This is a genomic window from Pseudorhodobacter aquimaris, from assembly GCF_001202025.1.
Taxonomy (GTDB): domain Bacteria; phylum Pseudomonadota; class Alphaproteobacteria; order Rhodobacterales; family Rhodobacteraceae; genus Pseudorhodobacter; species Pseudorhodobacter aquimaris.
Genome location: NZ_LGHS01000062.1, coordinates 57670 through 83812 on the forward strand (window position 1 = coordinate 57670; position 26143 = coordinate 83812).

The 26143-nt window shown below is 57.8% G+C and carries 27 protein-coding genes, 1 tRNA gene, 1 other RNA gene and 1 pseudogene; 18 read left to right on the top strand and 12 right to left on the bottom strand.

The window, feature by feature from the left end:
• Positions 1-60 precede the first annotated feature (60 nt).
• A complete protein-coding gene (locus AKU94_RS11170) occupies positions 61-1029 on the top strand; it encodes a DUF808 domain-containing protein (protein ID WP_050527349.1) in 969 nt (322 codons plus the stop codon).
• 31 nt (positions 1030-1060) lie between these two features.
• Here the strand turns inward: AKU94_RS11170 and ssrA are convergent.
• Positions 1061-1417, bottom strand: a transfer-messenger RNA (tmRNA) gene (gene ssrA / locus AKU94_RS19240).
• Between the two features lie 34 nt (positions 1418-1451).
• Complete coding sequence (locus AKU94_RS11175) at positions 1452-2366, bottom strand: MBL fold metallo-hydrolase (protein WP_050527350.1); 915 nt, start codon at positions 2364-2366, stop codon at positions 1452-1454.
• 65 nt (positions 2367-2431) lie between these two features.
• Between AKU94_RS11175 and AKU94_RS11180 the strand changes: the two genes are divergently transcribed.
• From AKU94_RS11180 to AKU94_RS11215, 8 genes are all read left to right on the top strand, one after another.
• Complete coding sequence (locus AKU94_RS11180) at positions 2432-3751, top strand: ATP-binding protein (protein ID WP_050527380.1); 1320 nt, start codon at positions 2432-2434, stop codon at positions 3749-3751.
• A 233-nt stretch (positions 3752-3984) separates the two neighbouring features.
• Positions 3985-4617 carry an ATP-dependent Clp protease proteolytic subunit gene (locus tag AKU94_RS11185; protein ID WP_050527351.1) on the top strand — a complete coding sequence of 211 codons (633 nt, stop codon included), beginning with the start codon at positions 3985-3987 and terminating at the stop codon, positions 4615-4617.
• 115 nt (positions 4618-4732) lie between these two features.
• Positions 4733-5998 (top strand): ATP-dependent Clp protease ATP-binding subunit ClpX, encoded by a 1266-nt coding sequence (gene clpX / locus AKU94_RS11190; protein WP_050527352.1) that lies wholly within the window; start codon positions 4733-4735, stop codon positions 5996-5998.
• Between the two features lie 112 nt (positions 5999-6110).
• Positions 6111-6485, top strand: coding sequence for an NADH:ubiquinone oxidoreductase subunit NDUFA12 (locus AKU94_RS11195; RefSeq protein ID WP_050527353.1), 375 nt, complete (start codon positions 6111-6113; stop codon positions 6483-6485).
• Positions 6486-6500: 15 nt separating this feature from the next.
• Positions 6501-6860, top strand: a complete 360-nt coding sequence (locus AKU94_RS11200) for a DUF2155 domain-containing protein (protein ID WP_083445043.1) — start codon at positions 6501-6503, stop codon at positions 6858-6860.
• 161 nt (positions 6861-7021) lie between these two features.
• Complete coding sequence (nrdR, locus tag AKU94_RS11205) at positions 7022-7489, top strand: transcriptional regulator NrdR (protein ID WP_050527355.1); 468 nt, start codon at positions 7022-7024, stop codon at positions 7487-7489.
• Positions 7486-8577 carry a bifunctional diaminohydroxyphosphoribosylaminopyrimidine deaminase/5-amino-6-(5-phosphoribosylamino)uracil reductase RibD gene (ribD, locus tag AKU94_RS11210; RefSeq protein ID WP_050527356.1) on the top strand — a complete coding sequence of 364 codons (1092 nt, stop codon included), beginning with the start codon at positions 7486-7488 and terminating at the stop codon, positions 8575-8577. Before nrdR ends, ribD begins: the two co-directional genes overlap by 4 nt.
• 64 nt (positions 8578-8641) lie before the next feature.
• A complete protein-coding gene (locus tag AKU94_RS11215) occupies positions 8642-8962 on the top strand; it encodes a ribonuclease E inhibitor RraB (protein ID WP_157056518.1) in 321 nt (106 codons plus the stop codon).
• 522 nt (positions 8963-9484) lie between these two features.
• Here AKU94_RS11215 and ilvC read toward each other — a convergent pair.
• Positions 9485-10507, bottom strand: coding sequence for a ketol-acid reductoisomerase (gene ilvC / locus AKU94_RS11220; protein WP_050527358.1), 1023 nt, complete (start codon positions 10505-10507; stop codon positions 9485-9487).
• A gap of 140 nt (positions 10508-10647) precedes the next feature.
• On the opposite strand from ilvC, the gene AKU94_RS11225 reads away from it, so the two are divergent.
• The 3 genes from AKU94_RS11225 to AKU94_RS11235 all read left to right on the top strand — a co-directional run bounded on the left by AKU94_RS11225 (position 10648) and on the right by AKU94_RS11235 (position 12785).
• Positions 10648-11106 (top strand): Lrp/AsnC family transcriptional regulator, encoded by a 459-nt coding sequence (locus AKU94_RS11225; RefSeq protein ID WP_050527381.1) that lies wholly within the window; start codon positions 10648-10650, stop codon positions 11104-11106.
• A complete protein-coding gene (locus AKU94_RS11230; RefSeq protein ID WP_050527359.1) occupies positions 11103-11561 on the top strand; it encodes an Lrp/AsnC family transcriptional regulator in 459 nt (152 codons plus the stop codon). Before AKU94_RS11225 ends, AKU94_RS11230 begins: the two co-directional genes overlap by 4 nt.
• Before the next feature lie 96 nt (positions 11562-11657).
• Positions 11658-12785, top strand: a complete 1128-nt coding sequence (locus AKU94_RS11235; protein WP_050527360.1) for an aminotransferase class V-fold PLP-dependent enzyme — start codon at positions 11658-11660, stop codon at positions 12783-12785.
• Between the two features lie 46 nt (positions 12786-12831).
• Here AKU94_RS11235 and AKU94_RS11240 read toward each other — a convergent pair whose 3' ends face one another.
• From AKU94_RS11240 to AKU94_RS11245, 3 genes are all read right to left on the bottom strand, one after another.
• The gene (locus AKU94_RS11240; protein WP_050527361.1) at positions 12832-14031 is read right to left on the bottom strand and encodes a UbiH/UbiF family hydroxylase; all 1200 of its coding nucleotides are present in this window, start codon (positions 14029-14031) and stop codon (positions 12832-12834) included.
• 64 nt (positions 14032-14095) lie between these two features.
• Positions 14096-14272 carry a hypothetical protein gene (locus AKU94_RS19735; RefSeq protein WP_157056519.1) on the bottom strand — a complete coding sequence of 59 codons (177 nt, stop codon included), beginning with the start codon at positions 14270-14272 and terminating at the stop codon, positions 14096-14098.
• A gap of 71 nt (positions 14273-14343) precedes the next feature.
• Positions 14344-14991, bottom strand: coding sequence for a pyrimidine 5'-nucleotidase (locus AKU94_RS11245; protein WP_050527362.1), 648 nt, complete (start codon positions 14989-14991; stop codon positions 14344-14346).
• A 116-nt stretch (positions 14992-15107) separates the two neighbouring features.
• Here AKU94_RS11245 and AKU94_RS11250 point away from each other — a divergent pair, with 116 nt between their 5' ends.
• The gene (locus AKU94_RS11250; RefSeq protein WP_050527363.1) at positions 15108-15743 is read left to right on the top strand and encodes a GntR family transcriptional regulator; all 636 of its coding nucleotides are present in this window, start codon (positions 15108-15110) and stop codon (positions 15741-15743) included.
• Positions 15744-15746: 3 nt separating this feature from the next.
• Here the strand turns inward: AKU94_RS11250 and AKU94_RS11255 are convergent, their stop codons facing one another.
• Together AKU94_RS11255 and carA are read right to left on the bottom strand one after the other, a co-directional pair.
• Positions 15747-17675 (bottom strand): glycosyltransferase, encoded by a 1929-nt coding sequence (locus AKU94_RS11255; RefSeq protein ID WP_083445041.1) that lies wholly within the window; start codon positions 17673-17675, stop codon positions 15747-15749.
• 159 nt (positions 17676-17834) lie between these two features.
• The gene (carA, locus tag AKU94_RS11260; RefSeq protein ID WP_050527364.1) at positions 17835-19001 is read right to left on the bottom strand and encodes a glutamine-hydrolyzing carbamoyl-phosphate synthase small subunit; all 1167 of its coding nucleotides are present in this window, start codon (positions 18999-19001) and stop codon (positions 17835-17837) included.
• A 182-nt stretch (positions 19002-19183) separates the two neighbouring features.
• Between carA and AKU94_RS11265 the strand changes: the two genes are divergently transcribed.
• Complete coding sequence (locus AKU94_RS11265) at positions 19184-19642, top strand: GatB/YqeY domain-containing protein (RefSeq protein ID WP_050527365.1); 459 nt, start codon at positions 19184-19186, stop codon at positions 19640-19642.
• Here the strand turns inward: AKU94_RS11265 and AKU94_RS11270 are convergent.
• From AKU94_RS11270 to lipB, 4 genes are all read right to left on the bottom strand, one after another.
• Entirely contained in the window at positions 19639-20139 is a 501-nt protein-coding gene (locus tag AKU94_RS11270; protein ID WP_050527366.1) for a DUF2244 domain-containing protein, read from the bottom strand. The two genes, AKU94_RS11265 and AKU94_RS11270, sit on opposite strands and share 4 nt — an antisense overlap.
• 121 nt (positions 20140-20260) lie before the next feature.
• Positions 20261-21937 carry a cytochrome c oxidase subunit I gene (ctaD, locus tag AKU94_RS11275; protein WP_050527367.1) on the bottom strand — a complete coding sequence of 559 codons (1677 nt, stop codon included), beginning with the start codon at positions 21935-21937 and terminating at the stop codon, positions 20261-20263.
• A gap of 154 nt (positions 21938-22091) precedes the next feature.
• Complete coding sequence (locus tag AKU94_RS11280; protein WP_050527368.1) at positions 22092-22511, bottom strand: c-type cytochrome; 420 nt, start codon at positions 22509-22511, stop codon at positions 22092-22094.
• Between the two features lie 136 nt (positions 22512-22647).
• Positions 22648-23334: a lipoyl(octanoyl) transferase LipB gene (lipB, locus tag AKU94_RS11285; RefSeq protein WP_050527383.1), complete on the bottom strand. Its 687-nt coding sequence runs from the start codon at positions 23332-23334 to the stop codon at positions 22648-22650.
• Positions 23335-23478: 144 nt separating this feature from the next.
• Between lipB and AKU94_RS11290 the strand changes: the two genes are divergently transcribed.
• The 4 genes and pseudogenes from AKU94_RS11290 to AKU94_RS11300 form a co-directional block, all read left to right on the top strand.
• Positions 23479-24840 (top strand): peptidoglycan-binding domain-containing protein, encoded by a 1362-nt coding sequence (locus AKU94_RS11290; protein ID WP_198144896.1) that lies wholly within the window; start codon positions 23479-23481, stop codon positions 24838-24840.
• Between the two features lie 148 nt (positions 24841-24988).
• A tRNA-Leu gene (locus tag AKU94_RS11295) sits at positions 24989-25075 on the top strand.
• Positions 25076-25248: 173 nt separating this feature from the next.
• Entirely contained in the window at positions 25249-25425 is a 177-nt protein-coding gene (locus AKU94_RS19740; protein ID WP_157056521.1) for a hypothetical protein, read from the top strand.
• Positions 25426-25639: 214 nt separating this feature from the next.
• Positions 25640-26143: pseudogene (locus AKU94_RS11300) on the top strand (transposase); the annotation flags it as partial.

Consider the following 26143-nt stretch of genomic DNA (forward strand, 5'->3'; position numbering starts at 1 on the left):
TAACGGCTTGCGCCGCTGTTAAACTTCCCTAAATTGGCGCTACCAGTAAAAGGAAAGCAGATGAGCGGATTATTAGCCCTATTGGACGATGTGGCCGCGATTGCCAAGGTTGCTGCCAGCTCGGTTGACGATATTGCGGCGGCCGCGGCCAAGGCGGGCTCCAAGACGGCGGGCGTGTTGATTGATGACGCGGCGGTGACGCCCACCTATGTCACGGGCCTTGATGCCAGCCGCGAATTGCCGATGATCTGGCGGATCACCAAGGCGTCTTTCAAGAACAAGCTGGTCTATTTGTTGCCGGTCGCACTTTTGCTTTCCAATTTCGCGCCTTGGGCAATTACGCCTTTGTTGATGTTCGGCGGGGCGTATCTGTGTTTTGAAGGGGCGGAAAAGGTTTTTCACGCCCTCATGCCCCACGCTGACGCGGCGGTAGAGCAGGATATGACTCCGGCTGACCCCAAACGGCTTGAAGAAGCGCGCGTTGCAGGTGCGATCAAGACCGATTTCATCCTCTCGGCTGAAATTATGACAATCTCTCTTTCGGTGATCGAAGCGCCCAATGTCTATATGCAGGCGGCGACCCTTGCGGTGGTGGCGGCCGGGATCACGGTGGCGGTTTACGGCGTGGTGGCCTTGATCGTGAAGATGGATGACGTCGGCCTGCATATGGCCGCCAATATGCATTTTGCCGTCAGTCGTGCTGTTGGGCGCGGGTTGGTGCGCTTCATGCCGCATCTTTTGACCACCCTCTCCGTTATCGGGACGGGGGCCATGCTTTGGGTCGGTGGCAATATCATCACCCACGGGCTGGAGGTTCTGGGCTGGCCGTGGATTTATGAGCAGATCCACCATCTGGCCCTTGCTGCCGCTGCCAAGGTCGAAAGCGCCAAGGGGGTTGTGACTTGGGCGGTAACCGCTGCAAGTGACGGTGTCTTTGGTCTGGCCTTCGGACTGGTCCTGATTCCCGTTGTGACAAGGGTGGTTGGCCCGCTGCTCGCCAAAATCACAGGAAAACCGGCAGCCCATTAACAGGGTAACAGTATGCAAAAAAGGGGAGGGAAGTGGAGGTTTCTGTTGCCAGGTACCTCCGAACCCCGCCTTACACTGCTAGGTGCAAGGGCTTAAGTTTCGATAGTTCCGGTCGCTTACGCGGCCATCGCCATCGGAGCACGGTTGTCATTTGCAACTGTACGATTTGTACCGATAACGGTGGTAACTCACCGAGCGAAAGCTGGCCTCTTTAGACGTTCGTCGATCCTATTTCGACCCCGAGCCCCCGAAATGAACGGGTGGAATGGTGGAGTCGCCGGGTACCGCCCCCGGGTCCGAGCCGTTTATTACAGGTGCGTTTATCGCCATAGTCCGAGCGAACCCGAACAAGTTGAATATAGGGCGCAGGGTGTGGCGGTGCAAGGGGGGCGATTGAACTTGTCTGCACGCTGCGGCCCTGCCTATGCCAATGCGTAGCGCGCAGCGGGACCGGGGGCCGGATCGGCCGTTACCCGCGCTTGTGCGGTCAGATCCAGAAGATGCGCAAGGATATTGCGCGCGGCGGCGGGATGAAGCGCGGGCGGCGTTTGGGCGTAAAGCGCGGCTGTCAGCTCGGTTATGGTCGCGGTGCCTTTTGAAAGCTCGGCCAATATCCCGGCCTCGCGCGATTCGCGGTGGGCGATCAGGAAAGCCAGACGTGCGGCGGGATCAAGGATCGGGTCGCCGTGGCCGGAGTGGATGACGGACCAGTCGCGCGCGGCCAGACGGCGGGTGGCGGCCATATAGGCGGCCATATCGCCATCGGGCGGCGACACCAGTGACGAGGCCCAGCCCATGACATGATCGCCCGAGAACAGCACGTCGCGCGCCGAATCCTCGGGGTCTTGCATCGCAAAACACAGGTGGTTGCCAAGATGGCCGGGGGTATGGATCGCCTCCAGCGCCCAATCGCCATGGGTCAGCACATCGCCGCAGGACAGCACGACATCCGGGGTGAATTCGAAATCGATCCCTTCGCCGCCTGCAAGCGTGCCGTTCTGGGCCAAAGCCTCCATCAAGGGGCTGCGGCCTGCGGTGGCGGGGCCAAAGGCATGGGTGCGGATGTTCAACGCCGCCGCCATTTCCCGCGCGAGGGGGGAGTGGTCCAGATGCGCATGGGTGACGAAAATATGGGTGATCCGCTCGCCTGCATCCAATGCGGCCATCAAGGCGCGGGCATGGGCGGGATCATTCGGGCCGGGGTCGATTAACGCCACTTCGCCGGTTCCCACCAGATAGCTGTTGGTGCCATGCAGCGTCATCGGTGAGGGGTTGGGTGCCAATATGCGGCGTATCCCCGGTGCAAGGGGTTCACAGATACCGGGTTGATTGGGCATGACGGCTCCTCGGTCTGGCAAAATCTGGGCTTTTGTAATCGCAATGACACGGTTAGTCTTGCATGATGTCATTCAGGTTGAAAAACTTTTTCCCGCGCGGGCTGTATGGGCGCGCCATCTCGATTCTGATCGTGCCGGTCGTTTCGATACAGCTTGTGGTCTCAATCGCCTTTATCCAGCGGCATTTTGAACGCGTAACACAGCAGATGACCGGCGGTGTGGCGATTGAGCTTGGCTACCTGCTGGACCAGATGACCACGGCCCCTGATCGGGAATCAGCCAACCAGCAAATTGATGATTTCGCACAGGCGATGGGCTTTGCGGTAGAGTTTCCAACCAACAGAACCGGTAGCGGCGATCTGCGGTCGTGGATTGATTTGTCGGGGCGTGAGGTGATTGCGACATTTCGCGCCTCGGTGCCGGGTTTGCAGCGGGTCGAACTTCTGAGTGATCCTCGGCGGGTGGAGATGTTGATCGACACTGCACAAGGCCCCCTTTGGCTGGTGGTGGATCGCGCGCGGCTTTCGGCTTCCAACCCGCATCAGCTGTTGGTGTTGATGATTCTGACTTCGGTGGTGATGACTTTTGTCGCTTATGGGTTCTTGCGCAACCAGCTGCGGCCGATTACGCGGCTGGCCAGTGTTGCAACGGCCTTTGGCAAGGGGCAGCATGTGACATATCGGCCCCGCGGTGCCCTAGAGGTTCGCGCTGCGGGCCGTGCCTTTCTGGATATGCGCGCCCGAATCGAACGCCAGATAGAGCAACGCACCATGATGCTCTCCGGGATCAGCCACGACCTGCGCACGCCCTTGACGCGGATGCGTCTGGGTCTTTCGATGTTGCCCGAGGATGAGGAAACCGCCGCCCTCCTGGCCGATGTTAGTGACATGCAGCGGTTAATCGACGAATTTCTGTCCTTCGCGCGCGGCGATGCGATGGAGGACGCAGAGCTTACAAACCCGGCAGAGCTGATCGGGCGTATCGTTGATAACGCGACCCGCTCGGGGCAGCCTGTGACGCTTGGTCCGGTGGAGGTGCAGGGGGATGTCATGCTGCGCCCTGCCGCAGTGATGCGCGCCCTGGAAAACCTGATCGGGAATGCGGTGCGTTTCGGTACCCGTGTTAGCGTCAGCCTGTCTCAAACCGACAAGGAACTGCGGGTGCTGGTTGAGGATAACGGTCCCGGCATCCCCGAAGCGCAGCGAAACGAGGCGATGATGCCTTTTTCCCGGCTTGATTCTGCGCGCGACCCGAACCGTGGTGGCGGCGTGGGGCTGGGCCTTGCCATTGCGCAGGATGTCGCGCGCAGCCATGGCGGGGCGCTGATCCTGTCGCAAAGTGCGGATCTGGGCGGGCTGAAGGCTGAATTTGTGATCGCTTGCTAATTGCTAACCTGCCGTAAAAGATGGTTAATGCGGTCGTGAGCGGTTGTCCCGAAAAACAGATGCAGTGTTAAGTCTTTGATAACCCAGATCGGGCAATAGCAGGGATTAATCGGCATTTGGGCCCGGTGTCGATGTTGATTTTGGCTGATGCCCTTGCGGGTGGCGAAATGCAGCACTAAGACTCACCCAATCCTTATTCCGATAAGGTTCACTGAAAAAACAGGCAGGCGCTGATGAAAGATCCGATCGAGCACTACATGAACACCCTTGTTCCGATGGTTGTGGAGCAAACCAGCCGCGGTGAACGCGCCTATGATATCTTTAGCCGGATGCTCAAAGAGCGGATCATCTTTCTGTCCGGTCCGGTCCATGACGGCATGTCCAGTCTGATTTGTGCCCAGCTTTTGTTTCTTGAGGCGGAAAACCCGTCCAAGGAAATCTCGATGTATATCAACAGCCCCGGCGGCGTTGTGACCTCGGGCTTGTCGATCTATGACACGATGCAATATATCAAGCCGAAGGTCTCGACCCTTGTGATCGGGCAGGCGGCCTCGATGGGTTCGCTCTTGTTGACAGCCGGCGAAAAAGGCATGCGTTTCAGCCTGCCCAATTCGCGGGTGATGGTACACCAGCCTTCGGGGGGCTATCAGGGTCAGGCCACCGACATCATGATTCATGCGCGTGAGACAGAAAAGCTCAAGCGGCGTTTGAACGAGATTTACGTGCGTCACACTGGCCAGGACCTTGATACTGTTGAGGCCGCGCTGGAGCGTGACAACTTCATGTCCGCCGAGGATGCGAAGGAATGGGGGCTGATTGACGATATTCTGGAGAATCGCGGCAAGGCAGATCCGGAAGAGAAATAATAGTTTCGCCCTTGGGGAGGGAACCCCCGGGGGCGATTTGACATTGTGAAGGTATGGGTCATGGCATAGACTAGGCCGAACCAGCATTTCAGACGACGCGGGGCAGAGAGCGACAATGGCGAATAATTCGGGCAACGACAGCAAAAACACCCTCTATTGCTCGTTCTGCGGCAAAAGCCAGCACGAGGTGCGCAAGCTTATTGCAGGGCCGACAGTGTTCATATGCGATGAATGCGTTGAATTGTGCATGGACATCATCCGGGAAGAGACCAAATCGGCAGGGCTGCAATCCACCGAGGGCGTGCCAACACCAAGCGATATCGCCAAAGTTCTTGACGATTACGTGATTGGTCAGGTGCATGCGAAACGGGTTTTGGCCGTGGCGGTGCACAACCATTACAAGCGTCTGAATCATTCGTCGAAAAGCGATATTGAGCTGGCAAAATCCAATATCTTGCTGATTGGTCCGACCGGCTGCGGCAAAACCTTGTTGGCCCAGACGTTGGCGCGCATTCTGGATGTGCCTTTTACCATGGCTGATGCGACCACGCTGACCGAGGCCGGCTATGTCGGTGAGGATGTGGAGAACATCATCCTCAAGCTTTTGCAGGCTTCGGAATATAACGTGGAACGCGCTCAACGCGGCATTGTCTATATCGATGAGGTCGATAAAATCACCCGTAAATCCGACAACCCTTCGATCACGCGGGATGTCTCGGGGGAGGGTGTGCAGCAAGCCCTTTTGAAGATCATGGAAGGCACCGTGGCAAGCGTTCCACCACAAGGCGGGCGCAAACATCCGCAGCAGGAATTTTTGCAGGTTGATACCACGAATATTCTCTTTATCTGCGGCGGTGCTTTTGCAGGTCTTGAAAAGATCATTGCACAGCGGGGCAAAGGTTCCGGCATCGGTTTTGGTGCCGAGGTCAAAGACCCGGACGCACGCGGTGTCGGCGAGATGTTCCAAGAGCTGGAGCCTGAAGACCTGTTGAAATTCGGTTTGATCCCCGAGTTCGTCGGTCGCTTGCCGGTGATCGCAACATTGACCGATCTGGATGAAGACGCCTTGATCACCATCCTGACCGCGCCGAAAAACGCTTTGGTCAAGCAATACCAGCGCTTGTTTGATATCGAGGGGGCGCAGCTTACCTTCACGCCGGATGCCCTTACCGCGATTGCAAAGCGTGCGATCAAACGTAAGACAGGGGCGCGTGGTCTGCGCTCGATCATGGAAGATATCCTGCTGGACACGATGTTTGACCTGCCCGGTATGGAGGATGTGCAAGAGGTTGTGGTCAATGAAGAGGCGGTTAATTCCGGCGCGCGGCCATTGCTTGTGCATACCGACCGTAAAAAGAAAGAGCCTGCAAGCGCGGGCTAAGGTGGGAAGGGCGGGTCATCCCGCCTTTCTTTAGGCCAATGTCGGGCCGATCAATACTGGACCTTGGACGCGCCTTGCGCCATACCATCCCAAACGAAACCGGAGGCCTTTGATGTATTTCCTCAAGCGATTGCTGACATGGTGGAACAGCCAGACGATCAATACGCAGGTTTTTACTTGGCGTAAGGGCCAGAAGGTCGGCGAGGATGATCAGGGTAATATCTTTTACCAGACAGCGGACGGAAAACGTCGCTGGGTGATCTTTAACGGTGAAATGGAGGCATCGCGTGTGTCGGCAGATTGGCATGGCTGGTTGCATTTCACTTGGGATGAGCCGCCAACCAAAGCGCCTTTGCTGCACAAGGTTTGGCAAAAGCCGCATCTTGAAAACCTTACCGGAACTGATGCCGCCTATGCGCCGACGGGTTCGCTGCGGCGTGCAAACCCGGTGGATCGTTCGGATTATGAGGCCTGGCAGCCGGAATAAGGCATGGCATCTTTTATGAACCGCCTTACCTTCGCAGTTCTTGCGGGTTTTTGCGCTACTGCCGCCATTGGGCAGACCGCGGTCACAGCCAGGGGCGGGGTCGTCCGTTGGCTTGACAAGGTATCAGGTGAGACCGGGGACCTAGAGTTGTCGCGCGGTCAATCGGCGCAAAATGGGCGGCTGACGATTCAGCTTGATGAATGTCGCTTTCCGTCCGATGAGGGCCCGAGCGAGGCTTATGCCCATCTAACAATTCTGGACCGGCTTATGGATGAGCCTGTGTTTTCCGGCTGGATGATCGCCATCAGCCCTGCGCTCTCGGCGATGGACCATTCCCGTTATGATGTTTGGATTTTGCGCTGCTTGACGGATTAAGCGGCGTGAGTCTTGCGCGCCACAGTCTTGCCCCTATATCTGGCATTGATGCATATCCGCTACCCAAGACCTGCACTCCTGCCTATAGTCCTATGGATAAGCAGGGGGGCCTACCCCCGCATCTGAGGCAGTAAAATCAAGAAACGAAGGGGGACAGGCCTATGCGCTGCCCATTTTGCGGTAATATCGATACGCAGGTCAAAGATAGCCGTCCGGCCGAAGATCACGTGGCAATCCGGCGTCGGCGTTTTTGTCCGGCTTGTGGTGGGCGTTTCACCACATACGAGCGGGTGCAACTGCGCGATTTGGTTGTGGTGAAAACCAATGGTAAACGCGAAGATTTCGACCGGACCAAGCTGGAACGCTCTATCCGAATGGCCTTGCAGAAACGTCCCATTGATCCGGAACGTGTGGATCAGATGATCAGCGGCATTGTGCGCCGGTTGGAAAGCCTTGGAGAGACGGATATTGGCTCCAAGATTATCGGTGAGATCGTTATGGAATCCCTCGCCCGGATCGACACGGTGGCCTATGTGCGATTTGCCAGTGTTTACAAGAACTTCCAAGCAGCAGATGACTTTGATAAATTTGTTTCGGAGCTGCGTCCTACAGGCAATACCGAAGAATGATCGACCAAGACCTTGCCCATATGCGTCATGCGTTGCAGCTCGCGGCGCGTGGCCTCGGGCGTGTTTGGCCGAACCCTGCCGTGGGGTGTGTGCTGGTCAAACACGGGCGTGTTGTGGGGCGTGGCTGGACGCAACCGGGCGGTCGCCCCCATGCCGAACGTCGCGCGCTCGATCAGGCAGGTGAGGCCGCGCGGGGGGCCACAGCCTATGTCACGCTGGAACCTTGTGCCCATCACGGGCAGACACCGCCCTGTGCCGAGGGGCTTGTGGCCGCCGGGGTTTCGCGCGTTGTCAGCGCATTGGAAGACCCCGACGACCGCGTCGCGGGGCAGGGTCATGCCATTTTGCGCGCGGCATCCATTAAGGTTGAGGTTGGCCTCCTTGCAAAAGAGGCGCGCGCCCTGAACCATGGGTTTCTTAAACGGATCACCCTGGGCCTGCCGATGGTAACGCTTAAACTTGCCACCACATTAGACGGGCGCATCGCCACGGCCACAGGCGAAAGCCGCTGGATCACGGGGCCTGAATCCCGCCGTGCGGTGCATATGCAGCGGATGACGCATGATGCGGTAATGGTTGGTTCGGGCACGGCGCTGGCCGATGATCCCGATCTGAGGGTGCGCGATTTGGGTGCCGCGCATCAGCCGGTGCGGGTGTTGGTCGACAGCGGTTTGCGCCATGCGCCAAATTCACGCTTGGGCGCGACGGCGCGGGTGCATCCTGTGTGGATCTTGCACGGCGCGTGTGTGGATAGCGTGGGCTGGCGGGCTGCGGGTGCGCGTCTGCTGGAATGTCCGATGGATGCCGGGGCGTTGGACCTGCGCGCGGGGCTTAGCCAATTGGCAGAGCAGGGTATCACGCGGGTGTTTTGCGAAGGGGGGGCTGGCCTTGCCGCGGCCCTTATCCGCGCGGGGCTGGTGGATGATCTGCTGATCTTTTCTGCTGGCGCTCTGATCGGAGATGAGGGGCAGGCGGCCCTTGGCCCGCTGGCGCTTGGTGTCTTGGCCGATGCGCCGCGGCTTTCGCTGGTGTCGCAGTCACCCGTGGGCGGTGATGTGATGTCGCATTGGCGCTTTGCGAAGGCATGATGGGCCTTGCACAGGGCCTCTGCTTTGGGCAGGTATGGGGCATACCCTTGAAGAGGAGCGCAAAATGAGCCACGATTACAAAGCCCAACAGGACGAAACCTTTGAGACCTTTGTCGAAATTGGCAAGATTGACAGCCTGCCCAAACGTGCTGTCGTGAACTTCCTGTTTCTGGCCGAGGATCTGGATGCGCCGTTTTCCGTGGCGGCCAAGGCGCTGACAGCTGCGGGCTTTGTGACTTTGATTGACGATGACGGCGAAACCCTTGAGGCGCGCAGCGCTGAGATGGAGATTTCCGCCCCGGCAATCTGGGCCGAAGAAAAGCGCGCCACCGAGATTGCGCTGAAATTCGGTTTTGATCCCGATGGCTGGGAATTGGTGGAGTAGGGCCGTTTGCCGGGCTTGGCCCTATGCCCTGTGATCACGGCCGCGCCGAATGATATAAATCCTTCAAGTTTCTGGTGCGTCGACCCAATAGGGGGGGCGGGAAAAGGACTGGCTCCCGCAAGTGCAGATTGTGCGATGACCAAGCAAGAGGGTTGGAGCGTCAAGCAGACGATCAGTTATCGCGGATAACGACGAGAAGCCGTCTTGTCGATCTTCAATGTGGTGTCTTTCGCGCCATCGCGACGGTTTGGGTGCTGTCCTATCTACGCAATGACTGCGCGAGAATGGGGTGGCGCGGGCCACTTCATTGCGCACTCGTTTTTTTTGTTGGGGGCATTTACGTAGTGTCATTTCGTAAGATGCGAACCAGAAGCAGGTTTGCGCCCGCCTCGCCAATACGCCGACAACAACGGTCGTACTCGTGACTGTTGCCCGATATCTTTGGGTTTTCAAAACCTATATAATCCCGCCAGGATATTTTCCTGACGGGATCCGCATCATTTAACGCAAAAGGCCGATCGATCAGTTGCGTTCTTTATCAACCATTTTGCCTTTGGAGATCCAAGGCATCATCGCGCGCAGGGTTTCACCGACTTTTTCGATCTGGTGCTCGTCGTTAATGCGACGGGTAGCCTTGAACGACGGCTGTCCAACAGCGTTTTCAAGCATGAAGTCACGCACGAATTTACCGTTCTGAATGTCGGTCAGAACCTCTTTCATGCGGGCTTTGGTTTCTGCGTATGGCAGAATGCGCGGGCCAGAGACATATTCGCCGTATTCAGCAGTGTTGGAGATCGAGTAGTTCATGTTGGCGATACCGCCTTCATAGATCAGGTCGACGATCAGCTTCACTTCGTGCAGGCATTCGAAATATGCCATTTCAGGCTCATAACCGGCCTCGACCAGTGTTTCAAAGCCCATGCGGATCAGCTCTACAAGGCCACCGCAAAGAACGGCTTGCTCACCGAAAAGGTCGGTTTCGCATTCCTGACGGAAGTTGGTCTCAATGATGCCGGAACGACCGCCGCCGATGCCCGAGCAATAGGACAGACCCAGTTCCATCGCTTTGCCTGTCGCGTCCTGATGCACGGCCACAAGGCAAGGCACGCCGCCGCCCTTGGTGTATTCGCCGCGCACGGTGTGGCCGGGGCCTTTTGGGGCCATCATGATCACGTCAACGCCGGGCTTTGGCTCGATCAGGCCGAAATGGACGTTCAGACCGTGGGCGAATGCAATTGCAGCGCCTTCTTTCAGGTTGTCATGCACGTATTTCTTGTAGGTATCGGCCTGCAGTTCGTCGGGCATGGTGAACATGATCAGGTCACACCAGGCGGCAGCTTCTGCAATGCCCATAACTTTCAGGCCTTCGCCTTCGGCTTTCTTGGCCGAGGGGGAGCCTTCGCGCAATGCAACGACGAGGTTCTTTGCGCCGCTGTCGCGCAGGTTCAGCGCATGGGCGTGACCTTGGGAGCCATAGCCGAGGATCGCAACTTTTTTGTCTTTGATCAGGTTGATGTCGCAATCACGGTCATAATAAACGCGCATGATAATTCCTTTCGGGTTGCAGGCGGGTGCCTGTGATAGGGACAAAATAAGGGTTTTCCGCATATACGCCGTGCAAATATTGACGCTATTTAGCTTTTATGCAAAAGATCATGCGTAATAATGCCAATTATGGAATAATCATGCAGATAGACGATACCGACCGCCGTATCTTGCGACATCTGCTGGCCGATGCCGCCTTGCCCAATGCGCAAATCGCCGAGCGGGCGGGCGTAACAGCGGCAACATGTTGGCGGCGGTTGGAGCGGATGCAGGCCGCAGGGCTTATCGCGGCCCCTTCGGCGGTTATCAACTGGCGGGCCTTGGGTTATGAGGTGGAGGTGTCCTTGCGCTTCAACCTTGATAAAACCGAGCCGCGTGCCTTTGACGAGTTTCTGGCCGCAGCCCGTGAAGTGCCGGAGGTCATTGGGATTGAAACCTTTTTGGGACGTGTCGATGTGCGGCTTAATGTGATCGCCCGTGACATGGCGCAATATCAAGAGATTTACCGCAGCCGCATCCTGACCCTGCCGCATATCGCCGATATTGAGGCGCTGATGCTGATAGCCACCATCAAAAACGAAAGCGCGCTGCCGCTATGATTGACCTCGACGATATTGACCGCGCGCTTTTGCGCAGCCTGTCGCGCGATGCAACCACCAGCGCCGGCGAGCTTGGCCGCCGTCTGGGCCTGAGCCAGCCCGCGGCATGGCGGCGGATCAAACGGCTGGAGGAGGCGGGGATCATCGCGGGCAGGCGGGTTGAGGTGGACCGGCCGGCGCTTGGTTTTGGCGTGACGGTATTTTTGGGGGTCAAGCTGGCAACCAAGGGCCGCATCTCGCTTGAGGATTTTGAACGCGCGGTTGCGGCTATCCCCGAGGTGCAGGTGGTGCAGCATGTTCTGGGGCTGTTTGACTACCGTCTGAGGGTCGTCGCCCGCGACATCGCTGATTTTGAACGTGTCTTGCGGCGGCGGATCATGATTTTGCCGGGCGTGGGGCAGGTAGAGGCAAACGTGCTTTTGACCGAAGAGGCGCGGCCGGGCCCGCTTGGCTAGGGTGCGGCATCCCAAAAGGAAGACAGGGTGCAGGATTTCTCTGGAAACTTGGCTTGCTGCAAGGCTATCAATGGGAAAACGGGTAAGGAGAAAACCATGACGTTGCCACATCAGACAGTAGATCCGCAGGGTCTGGAAGAGTTTTCGGTGGTGTTCACCGATCGCTCATTGAATCATATGTCGACCAAATTTCAAGGGGTTATGCGCGATATCTCGGAGCTTTTGCGCGAGGTGTATAACGCCCAAGCGGTGGCCATAGTTCCGGGTGGCGGATCTTACGCGATGGAGGCGGTTGCCCGTCAGTTCGGGCGCGGCGCACGGGTGATGGTGGTGCGCAACGGTTGGTTCTCCTATCGCTGGAGCCAGATCTTCGAGGCCGGCGGTTTTGCCTCTGAGGTCGATGTGGTGATGGCACGCCAAACCGGCAATGACACACGCGCGCCCTATGCGCCGCCGCCGATTGCCGATGTTGTGGCCCGCATCCGGGAGGGCAAGCCCGATGTCGTTTTCGCGCCGCATGTGGAAACCAGTGCGGGGCTCATCCTGCCCGATGACTACATCACGCAAATGGCCGCGGCCGCGCATGAGGTCGGCGCGCTGATGGTGCTCGATTGCATTGCCAGCGGTTGTATCTGGGTGGATATGGCGGCCACGGGCGTGGATGTGCTGATTTCGGCGCCGCAAAAGGGCTGGTCGGCCAGCCCGTCTGCCGGCCTGGTGATGATGTCAGCGGCCGCCGAGGCACGTCTGGCCGAGAGCACTTCGGATAGTTTTGCGCTGGACCTTAAGAAATGGCGCAGCATCATGGCGGCCTATGAAGGTGGCGGCCACGCCTATCACGCCACCATGCCTACGGATGCGCTGGTCGGTTTTCTGGCCGCGATGCGCGAAACCGAAGCCATGGGCTTTGCCGCCGCCAAAGCCGCGCAATGGGAGCTGGGCAATGCCGTGCGGGCGATGTTTGCCGCCAAAGGCGTGGCCTCGGTCGCGGCTGACGGTTTTGCGGCACCGGGTGTTGTTGTGTGTTATACCGATGATCCGGGGGTGCAGAACGGCTCTAAGTTCCGCGACGAAGGCTTGCAGATCGCTGCGGGTGTGCCGTTGCAAGTGGGAGAGGGGGATGCCTTTACAACATTCCGTATCGGTTTGTTCGGGCTGGATAAATTGGCCGATGTTCCGGCCACAGTTTCGCGGTTGCAGCGCGCGGTTGACGCGGTTTTCTGAACCCTTGTGTACTGAACCCTTGTGGACTGAACCTTTGAGACTGGGCCTATCGCAGGCCCAGTCCCGCTTTCATCATGGCTTTGCGCAAGGGCGCGAATGAATAGAGCGCCCCAAGCGCATGCGCCCGCATATCGCGCAGGATCGGCGCGCCTACCATAGAGGCACGGTTCAGTGTATCTATCCCCGCGACCCGGGTTTGAATGTCGCCGTGGCGGGATTTGTGGTACTGCTCCAGCATTTGCTCTGATCCCAGATCTGAAGGCGCGACCATGGCCAGTTCGCGCAAGCTGGCAAGGTCGGCAAGGCTCATGTTCAAGCCCTGCGCGCCGATTGGCGGGACAACATGCGCGGCCTCTGCCATCAACGCGGTGCGCTGGCCGGACATACGCGCGGCGATCTGGCTGATGATGGGCCAAATGGTCAGCTGGCTGTTGCGTTTCATCGGGCCAAGGACATGGCAGGCGCGCTGTGACATCTCGGCTTCAAATTCCTGAACGGGAAGGGCGGCAAGACGCGCCACTTCGGCGCCCCCCTCCATCCAGATCACCGCCGAGGATGGCAGCCCCTCTTGATCGGGCAGTGGCACCATCGTGAAAGGCCCGCCAGAGCGGTGCACCTCGGTTGAAACATCCTGATGCGGGATCGGATGGGTGGTGGTAAAGGCCAGCGCCTTTTGCCCGTAGCGCATGGTTTTGACAGGAATTTCAAGGGCCTGACGTGTCGCAGAGTTGCGGCCATCGGCTCCGATCATCAACCTTGCCCGCCACTTTGATCCATCCGACAGGGCAACCAACGCCTCTGTCTGCCGTGTTATCAGCTGGGTCGTGGCGACACCGGGCAAGAAGGTCACATCGGGAAGATCGACAATATGGGCCATCATCTCACGGCGTAACAACCAGTTGGGCAGGTTATAGCCAAAGGGGTTTTCCGACAGGTCAGAAGCATCGAATTCACGCGACTGGCGCACCTCGCCCGCGGCCCCGCCTGCATCGATAATGCGCATGATCTGCAAGGCGGCGGAATAGGGCGAAAGGCGATCCCAAAGGCCGATTTCCTGAAAAAGCTCTATCGATGGCATCAAGAATGCGGTGCTGCGCATATCGGCGCCTGTGGCCTCACGCAGGGTGACGGGCGGGCTTGGATCGACGCAAAGCACCGAAAAACCGGCCTGACCAAAGGCAATTGCAGCCGCAAGCCCCGCAACGCCGCCGCCAGAGATTAGAATGTCAATGTTTTGTCGGGTCATCGATGCCTCCCTTGTCATATAGATAGGGTATTTAGACGCCAAGGTCCAAGAGACAAAATCTGCCCTACGCCCTTGTGACGGCAAGCAGCAGGGCAAAGACCACCGGCACCAGCAAAAGTGCGGCCATGGCCAGCGCCACCGGCCCCCAGATCACGACTGCCCCGGCCGTAAGAACTGAGAATAAGGCGATGGAAATAAAGATGTTTCGCGCAGATGCCGCGCTTTCGGTTTGTTGGGTCATCGTGTTCCTCCTGTTCGCGCGGTCACCTTACGTATCTTGCTGGCGGGGGCTAGGTGGCGGCTTGCCGCAGGTCAGCCGATCAGCCGCGCCAGAAAATCGGTCAGATCTGTGGTGTGATGGTGTATATGCTTAGCGGGCGCGGCCTTTGGTGCGACATGCACGGTACGCATTCCCATTGCATGGGGGGCGGTCAGATTGCGACTGTCATCCTCGAACATCGCGCCGATGCTCGGGTCTAGTTGATCGGTGGCAAAGATTGTCTCAAAGGCAGCAGTTTCCGGTTTTGGGCGAAAATTGGCATTCTCCACACCGTAAACCGCATCGAACAGATTTGATAGGCCACGCGCCGCCAGGACCCGTTCGGCATAGGGGGCGGAGCCATTGGTGTAGACAATACGCCGACCGGGAAGCGCGCGGATATAGGTGGCAAGTACCAAATCCTGTTGCAGGTGATCGAGTGAAATATCATGCACATCAAGCAGATATGGCGTTGGGTCAACCCCATGCTCTTGCATCAAGCCAGCCAGGGTGGTGCCGTATCGGGACCAATAATCGCGCCGCAGATGGTCGGCTTTTGGTCGATCCACCTTCAGGGTTTCCATGACCCAATTGGTCATCCGCAGCTCGATCTGATCAAACAGTCGGGCTGATGGCGGATAAAGCGTGTTGTCGAGGTCAAAGACCCAGGCGCGGACATGCGCAAAATCTGTTCTAGGCATTCTGTCAGGCTAAGCTGCCCAGAAGCGCTTTGCAATCTGTTCCAGCGGGCGATTGCGGTTGACTGTGGCCCGCCCCCCGTTACCTTGCACCTATTGAAAATCCGAAAGGTTACCCGTTGCAAAAAGATGCCTACACGCTGATCCTGGAAGCGATTGATGCCGGGCTGTACAAACCTGGCGACCGGTTGGTAGAATCGGAGTTGGCTGAAAGGTTCGGCGTGTCGCGTACCCCTGTGCGTGAGGCCTTGCAGCGTCTGGAAACCCAATCCATGCTGGCCCGCGATGGCCGCAGCTTAATCGTGGCCTCGCTTGATCACAACCAGTTGGCAGAGCTTTACGCCGTACGCACCGAGTTGGAAGGGTTGGCGGCGCGGCTGGCGGCACGGCATGCCACCGAAGAAGAAATAAGGGTTTTGCGGGCTATGGTTGAAGACGATAAATCACTTTTGGGGGGGGATCCCCGTGCTTTGTCCCGTGCCAATAAACGCTTCCACAAGCAAATTCATCTTGCGTCGCACAATCGCTTTTTGGTGACGCAGCTTGATTTGGTCCACCGCTCCATGGCGCTGATGGCGACGACCTCTTTTGCGGCTGATGGCCGCGATGAAAAGGGATTGGCAGAGCACGAGGCGATCGTCGAGGCGATCGAGGCCCGCGATGGCGAGGCGGCCTATCAGGCGTTACGTGGCCATATTTCCCAAGCGTTTGAGACTCGTTTGCGGATCGATGCGGGCGAGGTGAACACCCGTTAGTGGCTATTCCGGGGCGGTCTGGTCGAAATGGCCATGACTGGTTTTATCCCAGTAAAAGGGTTTCGTCACCATTTCCCACGCTGCCTTGTAAGACGCCAAGGCACCAAGCGGAAAGTAGAAGTGCAAGGTTGGCACCCAAAGCAGGCTCATCTTATGCTTGGTTTTGTTCAACCCCATAATATTCACCGTCAGGTTGATGACTTCGGTCAACAGATAAAGTCCGACCAGACCCTGCATGGCCAGCGGGGGCAGGGCCGCAGCCAAAGGATGGGGCACCCCGAGTGGCACCAACCAAAAAGACCAAAGCACAGGTGCCAGAAGAAATTGTGAAAGCGTGCAGAGAAACAGGATCTGAAAGCCGATGAACTTGCGTGGACCAAGCTGCTCCCACAACAAGCGCGGGCTTCGCATATGCACAGCCCAAGTCATCATATAGCCTTTGAGCCAGCGAGAGCGTTGCTTCACCCAAGGGATCGCCCGGCAATTGGCCTCTTCTTCGGTCACGGTATCAAGGATTTCGGTGCGGTAGCCGTGGCGGGCCAAACGCATGCCCAGATCGGCATCCTCGGTGACGTTATGGGCATCCCATCCACCCAACTCCTCCAGCGCGGCGCGACGAAAGAAAAGCGTGGTCCCCCCCAAAGGAATGGCCAGCCCCAGCCGTTGCAGCCCCGGCAGAATGATGCGAAACCAGGCAGCGTATTCCATTGTAAAGCAACGTGATAGCCAGTTCGTATGCGGATTGTAGAAGTCCAGAACCCCTTGCAAACAGGCGACATCGCCACCGCGCTGGTAAAATCGGCTCACAACTTTGCGGATCTGTGACGGCTCTGGTGCATCCTCAGCATCATAGACACCGATGATGGACCCGCGGCAAAGGTCCAATGCGAAATTCAAGGCGCGCGGCTTGGTTTTCAGTGGGCCGTCCGGCACGACAACAACGCGGATCCACGGCGGCAGATCGACCGATTGCAGGGCATCGCGGGTCAGATGATCTTTCTCCTCGACCACAAGCAGGATGTCGAGCAGATCACGGGGGTAATCCAGCCGGTCAAGACGGCGAACGAGGCGGGACGCAATATTGCCCTCTTTAAACAGGGCGACCATGACTGAGACCGTTGGCAGGCGCGCGATGATGGGGGCGGGCGGGCTTGGGGGTGAACTGCGAAAAGCTGCAAAAACGGCGCCGAGGCGCAAGCCGGTGGACAGCGCAAGCGTTAATGAGGCCCAGACCGTAAATGTCAGCGCCATAAAGGTGGGCGAGAGCCACAGCCCGAACAGAAAGGTTGCGCAGATCAGGGCAACCTTGACCGCAAGGCCTTCGCTCCCCCAATTGCGGCAGCTTTCACTGGCGGATACGCGGTTCTCGGCGGTCTCGTTTAAAACTGCCGATCTTGCGTTCATCACCGCTTGGTGGATCTTGGAAGGGGGGGCCAGTGCCATGATAACGGGGCCATACACACTGCGTAACCATTTATAATGGCGTGCGAACTCTTCTGGATAGGCGGTGGCGATAACCACAGCTTGGCCTGCGTGCTGCCAGGGCACCAAGCCTTCACGCAGGCAGGTCGCGGCACCGATCATATCGATCAAGCGGGGATCGGGACTCTGGTGCAATGGGTTTATCAGGCGCACATTCCAATGACGGGCCTGCGCTTCGTACAGGGGCGTTTCTTCGATGAAATGGCGCGACAATAGAATATCGCACAGCCGACCAGAATGGCGCTTTTGTAGGGAAAGGGCCATCACCAAAGCATCCGGCGAGATTAGCCCTTCACGCAAAAGCGTGACCCCAAGGCTGCGAACCGAGGGAGCTGTGATCGTAATCTGCCGACTGTTGTTAGGGGTGGGTGTCAGCCTGATAGAGGCGCTGTTTTGCACCTCGGGCTGGTCTAGATGCGATGGATCGCGAAGTTGGAGTGGTGCAATCATAAGTCCCCCGATCTCGCAAGATTTGGGGGAGAAGGGTTAACAACATGTTAACCACAGAGTTATCCACAAAATAATCTTAAATTGTCCACATCACAAAATCAAGCCCCTGTGGCCATAAGAATCATGGCCACAAGATCTAGTTTGGCAGCATTTTGCAGATTAAGCGGCGCGACGAGCCTTCATCGCTTCGGCGAATCGCTCGAACAAGTAGTAGCTGTCTTGTGGGCCGGGGCTTGCCTCTGGGTGGTACTGTACGGAAAATACTGGCTTTCCCTCGACCTTGATGCCGCAATTGGTTCCGTCAAACAGGCTGACATGGGTTTCGCGCACACCCTCTGGCAGGCTCTGAGCATCGACTGTAAACCCGTGGTTCATCGATGTAATTTCAACCTTGCTGGTGTCGAGATCCTTGACCGGATGATTGGCACCGTGGTGGCCGTGGCCCATCTTCAGCGTCTTGGCACCAAGGGCCAGGGCAAGGATCTGATGGCCAAGGCAGATCCCGAACAGCGGGATATCCGCCCCAAGCACGCCCTTGATCATATCCGCCGCATAGAGCGCTGTCGCCGCCGGATCGCCCGGACCGTTGGAGAGGAACACGCCTTCCGGCTTCAGCGCCAATACATCCTCGGCCGTGGCGGTTGCTGGCAGCACGGTGACATCGCAGCCCGCCGAGGCAAGACACCGCAAGATGTTGCGTTTCGCACCGAAATCAATGGCGACCACGCGCAGCCCGTCGCCAGTGCGCTTGGAATACCCATCAGGCCAGGCCCACCGCAGCTCATCCCAGCGATAGCTTTGGGCACAGGTCACCTCTTTGGCAAGGTCCAGCCCTTCCAATCCGCGCCAGTCGCGCGCGGCGGCGATCAGCGCCTCGGTATCAAAATTCCCGTCCGGATCATGGGCCAAGGCCACATGCGGCGCCCCCTGTTGGCGGATCGCACGGGTCAGGCGGCGCGTATCCAGCCCGCCGATACCGATGCGCCCCTTGGAGGTCATCCATTCGGCTAATCCGGCGGTTGAGCGCCAGTTCGACGGCGTGGTCGGATCCCATTTCACAACCATACCGGCAGCGACAGGATCGGATGTTTCATCATCCTCGGCGGTGATGCCGGTATTGCCGACATGGGGGAAGGTAAAGGTGACAACCTGACTTGCGTAAGAAGGGTCGGTCATCACCTCTTGATAACCGGTCATCGCGGTGTTGAATACCAGTTCGGCGACGGTCTGGCCGGTTGCGCCAAAGCCGTGCCCGTAAAACAGGGTGCCATTGGCCAGCGCAAGGCAAGCAGTTGGTTTTTTGGTCAAAACTGTGGATTGGGTCATGGTACGACTCTCTCTGGCCGGATTTGGGGGAGACTACGGGCCTGACGGGCTGGGGTCAAGCCGATAGGCAAAATGGAATATGTATTATAATCAGTATGTTATGTGATTTGCCATTGGTTGCCCCGGCTTTGCCTTCGGGCTATGATGTCGGCTTTGTGAAACCTTTGAGGATGATCTGAACAATGAGTTTGCGTGACCGGCTGCAAGTGGCCCTGAAAGAAGCGATGCGCGCCAGAGAGGCCGAGCGCCTGTCAACGTTGCGTCTGATCAATGCTGCAATCAAGGACCGCGAGATTGCCGCGCGGGGTGAGGGCGGTGAAGGGGTGGTGTCTGATACCGAGATTACCGCGATCCTTTCCAGAATGGTGAAGCAACGTCAGGAAAGTGCGCGCGCCTATGAAGAAGGCGGGCGGCTGGAGCTTGCGGAAAAAGAGCTTGAGGAAATCACGGTCGTCGAGGAATTCCTGCCGCGCCAGCTTGATGCGACAGAGGTCGATGCCGCGATTTCGGCCGCCATTGCCGAGGCGGGCGCCAGCTCCATCCGCGACATGGGCAAGGTGATGGGCGTGCTGAAGGGAAAATACACCGGCCAGATGGATTTTGGTGCGGTCGGGCCGCGGGTCAAGGATATGCTGGGCTAGGGCTGCGGGATAACGGCTCGGGCGTTGTGATCGCGCAACGCCTGACGCAACTCATGGACGAGGGCGATACGCTCTTGCTGGGATAGGAACGTGCCCAACTCAACCTTTCTGGGGCCACCTGAAAGCGTGATATAGTCCGGCACAGGGGCGCCTTTGGTGTGGGTCTCAACGCGAACCCAATGGGGGTTTGCCTCCCAGGTTTGATGTTTGCCGCGCGGGCCGTGGCGGGCCAGAAGCAGGCGGTTCCCTTCAAAGGTCAGGGTCTCCAATATCTCACCGTCGCGGTAGCTGCGCGCCAGTGCCCAATACATTCCCGCCACCGCCGCGATGAAGAACGGCAGCAATCCCCATAATACCGGAGAGCCGAGAACAGTGAGAAGGGGCAGTGAAATCAGCACCGCCGTTCCCGCGATAAACACCACAAACCCCCGCCGCGGCAAAGAGCGATAGGGCCAAAGGGTAAGCTGTTTTGGTGTTGTTGACCATTCATAGGGCATGGGCGAAAGATAGAGCGGGCCGGGCGATCTGAAAAGCAGAAACTCAAGCCCTACAAACGCAACATGCCAATGAAAAACGGCCCCGAAACAATTCGGGGCCGTTTCATTGTTGGTGAAGGAATTAGTGGCTGTGACCCTTATCCCAATCAGACTGTTTCGCGAGCTGCTCGAACGTATGCTCGGGCGGTGGGCAGGTCAGGGTCCATTCCAGCGTATCCGCATATTCGTTCCAGTAGTTGTTCTCGGTCACGCGCTTGCCGTAGCGAAGCGTGTAGAACACGATGCCGATGAACAGCAGGAAGGATGCGAAGGACAAGAAGGCGCCCATGCTCGACCAGTAGTTCCACTGGGCAAAGGCCTCAGGGTAGTCGATGTAGCGGCGTGGCATGCCCTGACGACCCAGGAAGTGCTGTGGGAAGAAGGTCAGGTTCGCGCCGATGAACATCATCCAGAAGTGCAGCTTGGCCGCCCATTCAGGATATTGACGCCCCGACATCTTGCCCATCCAGAAGTAGATCCCGGCAAAGATTGCAAAGACGGCACCAAGGCTCATCACATAGTGGAAGTGTGCCACAACGTAATAGGTGTCGTGATAGGCGCGGTCGATACCGGCCTGCGACAGCACGATGCCTGTAACCCCGCCAACGGTGAAGAGGAACAAGAAGCCGAAGGCCCAAAGCATAGGCGCTTTCATCTCGATTGAGCCGCCCCACATTGTCGCGATCCACGAGAAGATCTTGATGCCGGTTGGCACCGCGATCACCATGGTGGCCAGCATGAAGTAGGATTGCTGGGTCAGCGACAGGCCAACGGTGTACATGTGGTGCGCCCAGACGACAAAGCCCAGAACACCAATCGCCACCATCGCATAAACCATCGGCAGGTAGCCAAAGATCGGTTTGCGAGAGAAGGTCGCGATAACCTGCGAAATGATCCCGAAGCCCGGCAGGATGATTATGTACACCTCTGGGTGGCCAAAGAACCACAGGATGTGCTGATAGAGGATCGGATCACCGCCGCCAGCGGGGTCAAAGAAGGTTGTCCCGAAGTTACGGTCGGTCAGCAGCATGGTGATCGCACCGGCCAGAACAGGCAAGGACAACAGAATCAGCCAAGAGGTGACAAAAATCGACCAAGCGAACAGGGGCACCTTGTGTAGGGTCATGCCCGGTGTACGCATGTTCAGGAAGGTGGTGATCATATTGATCGCCCCCAAAATGGACGAAGCCCCCGACAGGTGGACCGCGAAAATCGCGAGATCCATCGAGTAGACGTCCTTGTTCTGGGTCGAAAGCGGTGGGTACAGCACCCAGCCCACGCCCGCACCGTTCTGACCATCGCCACCGGGCACCAGCAAGGAGCATACCGCCAGTGAAACACCGGCAACATACATCCAATAGGACAGGTTGTTCATCCGAGGGAACGCCATATCCGGCGCGCCGATCTGCAACGGCATGAAATAGTTGCCGAAACCGCCGAACAGGGCCGGAATAACCACGAAGAACATCATCAAGATGCCGTGAGCCGTGATCATTACGTTCCAGATATGTCCGTTCGGTGTACACACCTCGCCCGCGGCTGCGGCGGTGAAACGTGCGCCTTCAAGGCACATGTATTGCACGCCGGGGTGCATCAGTTCCATCCGCATATACACGGTAAAGATCACCGAAATCAGGCCAACAAGGCCGCCGGTAAACAGATAAAGTATTCCGATATCTTTGTGATTGGTCGACATGAACCAGCGGGTAAAGAACCCGCGTTCGTCATGTTCGTGACCATGAATGGCTGCGTCGGCCATGCCTGCCTCCCGCTTGCGTTGCTATTTCCAGCGTGCGGGAAAACAGATTCCCGCCGCCACTTGTGTCCTTGTTTTAGGACGCCCGAGCGGCGGCGGCAATTGCTGACTTTGATTTAGATCAAGAAAAACCCAAGCAAAGTCATTTTTACCTGTGTTAGTTTACCGCAGGGCCCACGGACGCCAGATAGGCCGCGACGTCGTCGCCACCCTTCTTCAGCTTGTAGGTCATTTTAGATTTCGCGCCGTCGTCGCCGGTGACTTCCTTCAGGAACTCTTTTGGATCGGCGCTGTAGGTGGCCAGATTTTCCTCGTCCCAGATCAGACCGCCTTCACCGGCAGCAACAAGCGAATCACCATATTTGAAGTCTTCGACGCTACCGGCCTGACGACCGATGATACCATAAAGGTTAGGGCCTGTTTTGCCGCCTTTGACAATGGCAGTACCGTCATCCGCGACGATTTCGTGGCAAGCCTTGCATTTCTTGAACTCTTTTTCACCTTTATCTGCGTCTGCGGCAAAAGCCGGGGCAGACAGGGCGAACAGTGCGGCTGTGGCGATTAGGCTAAGTTTCATATGTACATCCTTGTCATATTTTAGAACGCAGCGTTGCGTGTGGTTTGGTGAGGCAACGTCAGTGCTACTACCTTAATCTATGTAGTGTTATCTTGCCAGAGGGCAAGCTGTCGCGCTTTGACCAGATTTCCGAAAGCTAGTGGGTAGAGGCAAAAGCTTTTGCAAAATTCTCGCGCAGGGCGATATCGACGTCGGTCAGGGTGACGGGCAGGCCCAGATCGACAAGGCTGGTGACGCCGTGTTCCGAAATCCCGCAGGGGACAATGCCGCTGAAATGCGAAAGATCCGGCTCTACGTTGATCGAGAGTCCGTGAAAGCTGATCCACTTGCGCAGCTTGACCCCGACCGCAGCGATCTTGTCTTCGGCTGGTTGTCCGTCTAGGCCAAGGTGGTTGCGCGCCACCCAGACGCCGACGCGCCCCTCGCGCCGTTCACCTTTGACGTTGAAGCTGTCCAGCGTGCCAATGACCCAGTTTTCCAGCGCCGAGACAAATTTACGAACATCGCGCCCGCGTTTGTTCAAATCCAGCATGACATAGACCACACGCTGCCCCGGCCCGTGATAGGTGTACTGCCCGCCGCGCCCGCTGGCATGGACGGGAAAGCGGTCCGTCTCGACCAGATCTGCGGCCTGTGCGCTGGTGCCCGCAGTGTAAAGCGGGGGGTGTTCAAGCAGCCAGATTGCCTCACCCGCCGTGCCATTGGCGATTGCTGCGACGCGGTCCTCCATCGCGGCCACGGTCTCAACATAGGGGGCCAGCCCGTCGATCACGCGCCATTCGATCTGCTCGTTCAGCGGCTTTTCACCCAGATGAAGTGGCATGCTGTCCACAAGATTTTCCTTTGCTTTCATCGCTGCAACCCCGCATTCATCCCGATGGCAACAAAAGCGCTTAGGAACATCGGCACCGCGTGGTATTATCAAACAATAGTGACTCGAGATAATCTTTGGGGATGGAGTTTTCAAATGGTATTCAAAAGAATTTCAACAGCATTCGTTGCCACTGCCATGGTTGTCGCCCCGCTAGAGGTTCATGCCGGTGATGGTTTGGTTGGCGGTATCGTCGGCGGCATCATTGGCGGGGTCATCGTCAATGAGGCCAACAAGAACCGCCGGACCACCACCCGGCGCACGACGAATTACAAGCGATCCTCGATTTCCTCCAGCCAGCGCGCGGCCAACCGAGAGGTTCAGGTTGCGCTTAATTACTTCGGCTTTCCGGCTGGTACGCCCGATGGCGCCTTGGGGCCAAGGTCACGAGGGGCGATTTCACAGTATCAGGCACATATGGGTTTTGGCACCAGTGGCAGGCTGAATGACTGGGAACGTGATTTGCTGGTGCAATCTTATTACAGGGCGCAAGCAGGCGGGCCGGTGACAGCCCAACAGATCGCTAGCGATCCCCGCGGGACAATGGGCTTGCTGCATATCTATCGTGATGAACGGCTGGGTATTGGTGCTGCGTCAGGCGGGCAGATGACCGCCGTGCCGGCCCCTGCTGCCCCGCAACCCGCAACACAGCTTGGCTTTGCCGCCGCAGGGACGGCCCCTGTCGCCGCTGCGGTGCCACAATTCGGGACCGAAGTCGCGGCGCAATCTGCTTTGCCATCCTTCATGGCGCAGGGTACCACGCAGGTTTCACTGGCCAGCCATTGCAACAAGGTCTCCTTGGTCACCAATTCCAACGGCGGATTCGTGACCCAAGCAACACTGCAAGATCCGGCCTTTGCCCTCTCGGAACAATTCTGCCTGGCACGCACCTATGCCATCGCCCAGGGCGAGGAGTTGGTATCCAGCATCTCAGGCTTTACCCCGCAGCAGATTTCCAAGCAATGCGAAGGCTTTGGCCCGGTGATGCAAGAACATGTCGCAGCCCTTTCGCTGAAATCGCGCGAAGAGGTGATGCAGGGCGTGTCGGGCTTTGTCCTCGGCTCGGGGATGGCGCCGGCGCAATTGGCGGGTACGGCCAAAATTTGCCTCGGGGTCGGCTATGTGACTGATAACATGGATGTCGCTATCGGATCGGCACTGATCCTGACCACGGTGGGGGAGGCGGCCTATGCCGAGCTGGTCGGTCATCACCTCGCGTCGGGCATCGGTGCGGCCCAGCGGATGGATTTGTCTTTGCCTTGGTTCGATCAGAGCTATCTGGCAGGCAGCGATGGCACCAGCCAAGTCTTTGCGCCGGGGATGGCCGATCGCGCACCCTTGATCCGGGCGGCGGCCTATACCGCAGCGGGGCGGAGCGTGCCCGGTACGACCGAGCCTGTCCCCGCCGCAACCCTTCCGGCCTTTGCCGTGCCGGGTGCCACATCTGCAAGCCCCTGATTAAAAAACATTAATCAGCCATTATTGCCGGGGCAACTGTCCCCGGCATTTTCGTTTCCGGCAAAGCTTTTCGATTTATCGGGTCAGGGCGAAAATTCAGCTTGAGGTCCGCTTGCAGTTTCGCTATCACGCTGCAAGTCAAGACAGTGCGGTCGTGGCGGAATTGGTAGACGCGCAGCGTTGAGGTCGCTGTTCTTTAACCGGAGTGGAAGTTCGAGTCTTCTCGACCGCACCAATCTTGACCGATTAAACTAATGTTTTTCAAGCATATCAGATATCTATCGCCCCTCTCAGGACACTTTCTGGGACGCAACGGGGACACTTTCCATGATGCTCGTGATGAAATTGAAGTACATGGATGACCTGTCTTGAGGTCGTAAGCGGTTTAGGCGCAGGTGGCCCAAAGCCGTGGCCGAGGTGCTTGGCGAAACATTCTTTTCGGTCCGCATGAAGGCCCGCGAAGGTGCCGCTCTGGTCTCCGAGCAAGAAGCCTTGCAATCCCAACTTGATTCGATAGTCGTAACCTTCACACAGGATGCTGAACAATTGGCGCGGATGACATCGTTCAGCGCCAAGGTGACCTGATGCTCTACAGTTCAGTCCTTACGCCAGATGCACCACCGTCCCAACACACACTTTCAGATGCTTGGTCATTATGCGCTCAGGAGTGCCTAGCAGGGCCTTTGGGGCGCAGTGGGTTAAATGATTCGGAAACGTGTGAAAGGCGCTCTAGGGCGAGAGTGTCCGATCTTCTGTGTAACAGCGCTTTGGTCCATGCTTCCTGAGAGGAGCAAGGACGATGACGATTTCCAAGGAACTGCTGGACGAGCTTCTGAAGGGCTGCGAGCGGCCTGAAGATCTGCTTGGTATGAGGAGGGTCAGAAGATGATCCCGGGGATCATTTTCCCGACGATTGGCCGGGCTAATGAAAGAGCTGAAGATCAAGCTGATGGAGCGCATGTTAGGCGCGGAACTGACGGCCCATCTGGGCTACGAGGATGGCCAAGACGCGCCGCCGAGCCAGCCCAACCGGCGCAACGGCACGTCAGCCAAGCGCCTGAAGGGCCAAGACGGCGAGTTGCCTATCGCGGTGCCTCGTGACCGGGATGGCAGTTTTGAGCCCGAGCTTGTCAAGAAAGGCCAGACCCGGATCGACGGGATGGATGGCAAGATCATCAGTCTTTATGCCGCTGGTTTGACGGTCCGAGACATCCGCGCCCACCTTGAAGATGTCTACGGCTTACAGGTTTCGCAGGACCTGATCAGCCGCGTCACCGACGCTGTGCTGGACGAAGTCCGAGAG

Excerpts from the sequence above, each read along its gene's own strand:
- AKU94_RS11170 (WP_050527349.1), top strand. The coding sequence starts at position 61 with ATGAGCGGATTATTAGCCCTATTGGACGATGTGGCCGCGATTGCCAAG.
- AKU94_RS11175 (WP_050527350.1), bottom strand. The coding sequence starts at position 2,366 with ATGCCCAATCAACCCGGTATCTGTGAACCCCTTGCACCGGGGATACGC.
- AKU94_RS11180 (WP_050527380.1), top strand. The coding sequence starts at position 2,432 with ATGTCATTCAGGTTGAAAAACTTTTTCCCGCGCGGGCTGTATGGGCGC.
- AKU94_RS11185 (WP_050527351.1), top strand. The coding sequence starts at position 3,985 with ATGAAAGATCCGATCGAGCACTACATGAACACCCTTGTTCCGATGGTT.
- clpX (WP_050527352.1), top strand. The coding sequence starts at position 4,733 with ATGGCGAATAATTCGGGCAACGACAGCAAAAACACCCTCTATTGCTCG.
- AKU94_RS11195 (WP_050527353.1), top strand. The coding sequence starts at position 6,111 with ATGTATTTCCTCAAGCGATTGCTGACATGGTGGAACAGCCAGACGATC.
- AKU94_RS11200 (WP_083445043.1), top strand. The coding sequence starts at position 6,501 with ATGAACCGCCTTACCTTCGCAGTTCTTGCGGGTTTTTGCGCTACTGCC.
- nrdR (WP_050527355.1), top strand. The coding sequence starts at position 7,022 with ATGCGCTGCCCATTTTGCGGTAATATCGATACGCAGGTCAAAGATAGC.
- ribD (WP_050527356.1), top strand. The coding sequence starts at position 7,486 with ATGATCGACCAAGACCTTGCCCATATGCGTCATGCGTTGCAGCTCGCG.
- AKU94_RS11215 (WP_157056518.1), top strand. The coding sequence starts at position 8,642 with ATGAGCCACGATTACAAAGCCCAACAGGACGAAACCTTTGAGACCTTT.
- ilvC (WP_050527358.1), bottom strand. The coding sequence starts at position 10,507 with ATGCGCGTTTATTATGACCGTGATTGCGACATCAACCTGATCAAAGAC.
- AKU94_RS11225 (WP_050527381.1), top strand. The coding sequence starts at position 10,648 with ATGCAGATAGACGATACCGACCGCCGTATCTTGCGACATCTGCTGGCC.
- AKU94_RS11230 (WP_050527359.1), top strand. The coding sequence starts at position 11,103 with ATGATTGACCTCGACGATATTGACCGCGCGCTTTTGCGCAGCCTGTCG.
- AKU94_RS11235 (WP_050527360.1), top strand. The coding sequence starts at position 11,658 with ATGACGTTGCCACATCAGACAGTAGATCCGCAGGGTCTGGAAGAGTTT.
- AKU94_RS11240 (WP_050527361.1), bottom strand. The coding sequence starts at position 14,031 with ATGACCCGACAAAACATTGACATTCTAATCTCTGGCGGCGGCGTTGCG.
- AKU94_RS19735 (WP_157056519.1), bottom strand. The coding sequence starts at position 14,272 with ATGACCCAACAAACCGAAAGCGCGGCATCTGCGCGAAACATCTTTATT.
- AKU94_RS11245 (WP_050527362.1), bottom strand. The coding sequence starts at position 14,991 with ATGCCTAGAACAGATTTTGCGCATGTCCGCGCCTGGGTCTTTGACCTC.
- AKU94_RS11255 (WP_083445041.1), bottom strand. The coding sequence starts at position 17,675 with ATGATTGCACCACTCCAACTTCGCGATCCATCGCATCTAGACCAGCCC.
- carA (WP_050527364.1), bottom strand. The coding sequence starts at position 19,001 with ATGACCCAATCCACAGTTTTGACCAAAAAACCAACTGCTTGCCTTGCG.
- AKU94_RS11265 (WP_050527365.1), top strand. The coding sequence starts at position 19,184 with ATGAGTTTGCGTGACCGGCTGCAAGTGGCCCTGAAAGAAGCGATGCGC.
- AKU94_RS11270 (WP_050527366.1), bottom strand. The coding sequence starts at position 20,139 with ATGCCCTATGAATGGTCAACAACACCAAAACAGCTTACCCTTTGGCCC.
- ctaD (WP_050527367.1), bottom strand. The coding sequence starts at position 21,937 with ATGGCCGACGCAGCCATTCATGGTCACGAACATGACGAACGCGGGTTC.
- AKU94_RS11280 (WP_050527368.1), bottom strand. The coding sequence starts at position 22,511 with ATGAAACTTAGCCTAATCGCCACAGCCGCACTGTTCGCCCTGTCTGCC.
- lipB (WP_050527383.1), bottom strand. The coding sequence starts at position 23,334 with ATGCCACTTCATCTGGGTGAAAAGCCGCTGAACGAGCAGATCGAATGG.
- AKU94_RS11290 (WP_198144896.1), top strand. The coding sequence starts at position 23,479 with ATGGTATTCAAAAGAATTTCAACAGCATTCGTTGCCACTGCCATGGTT.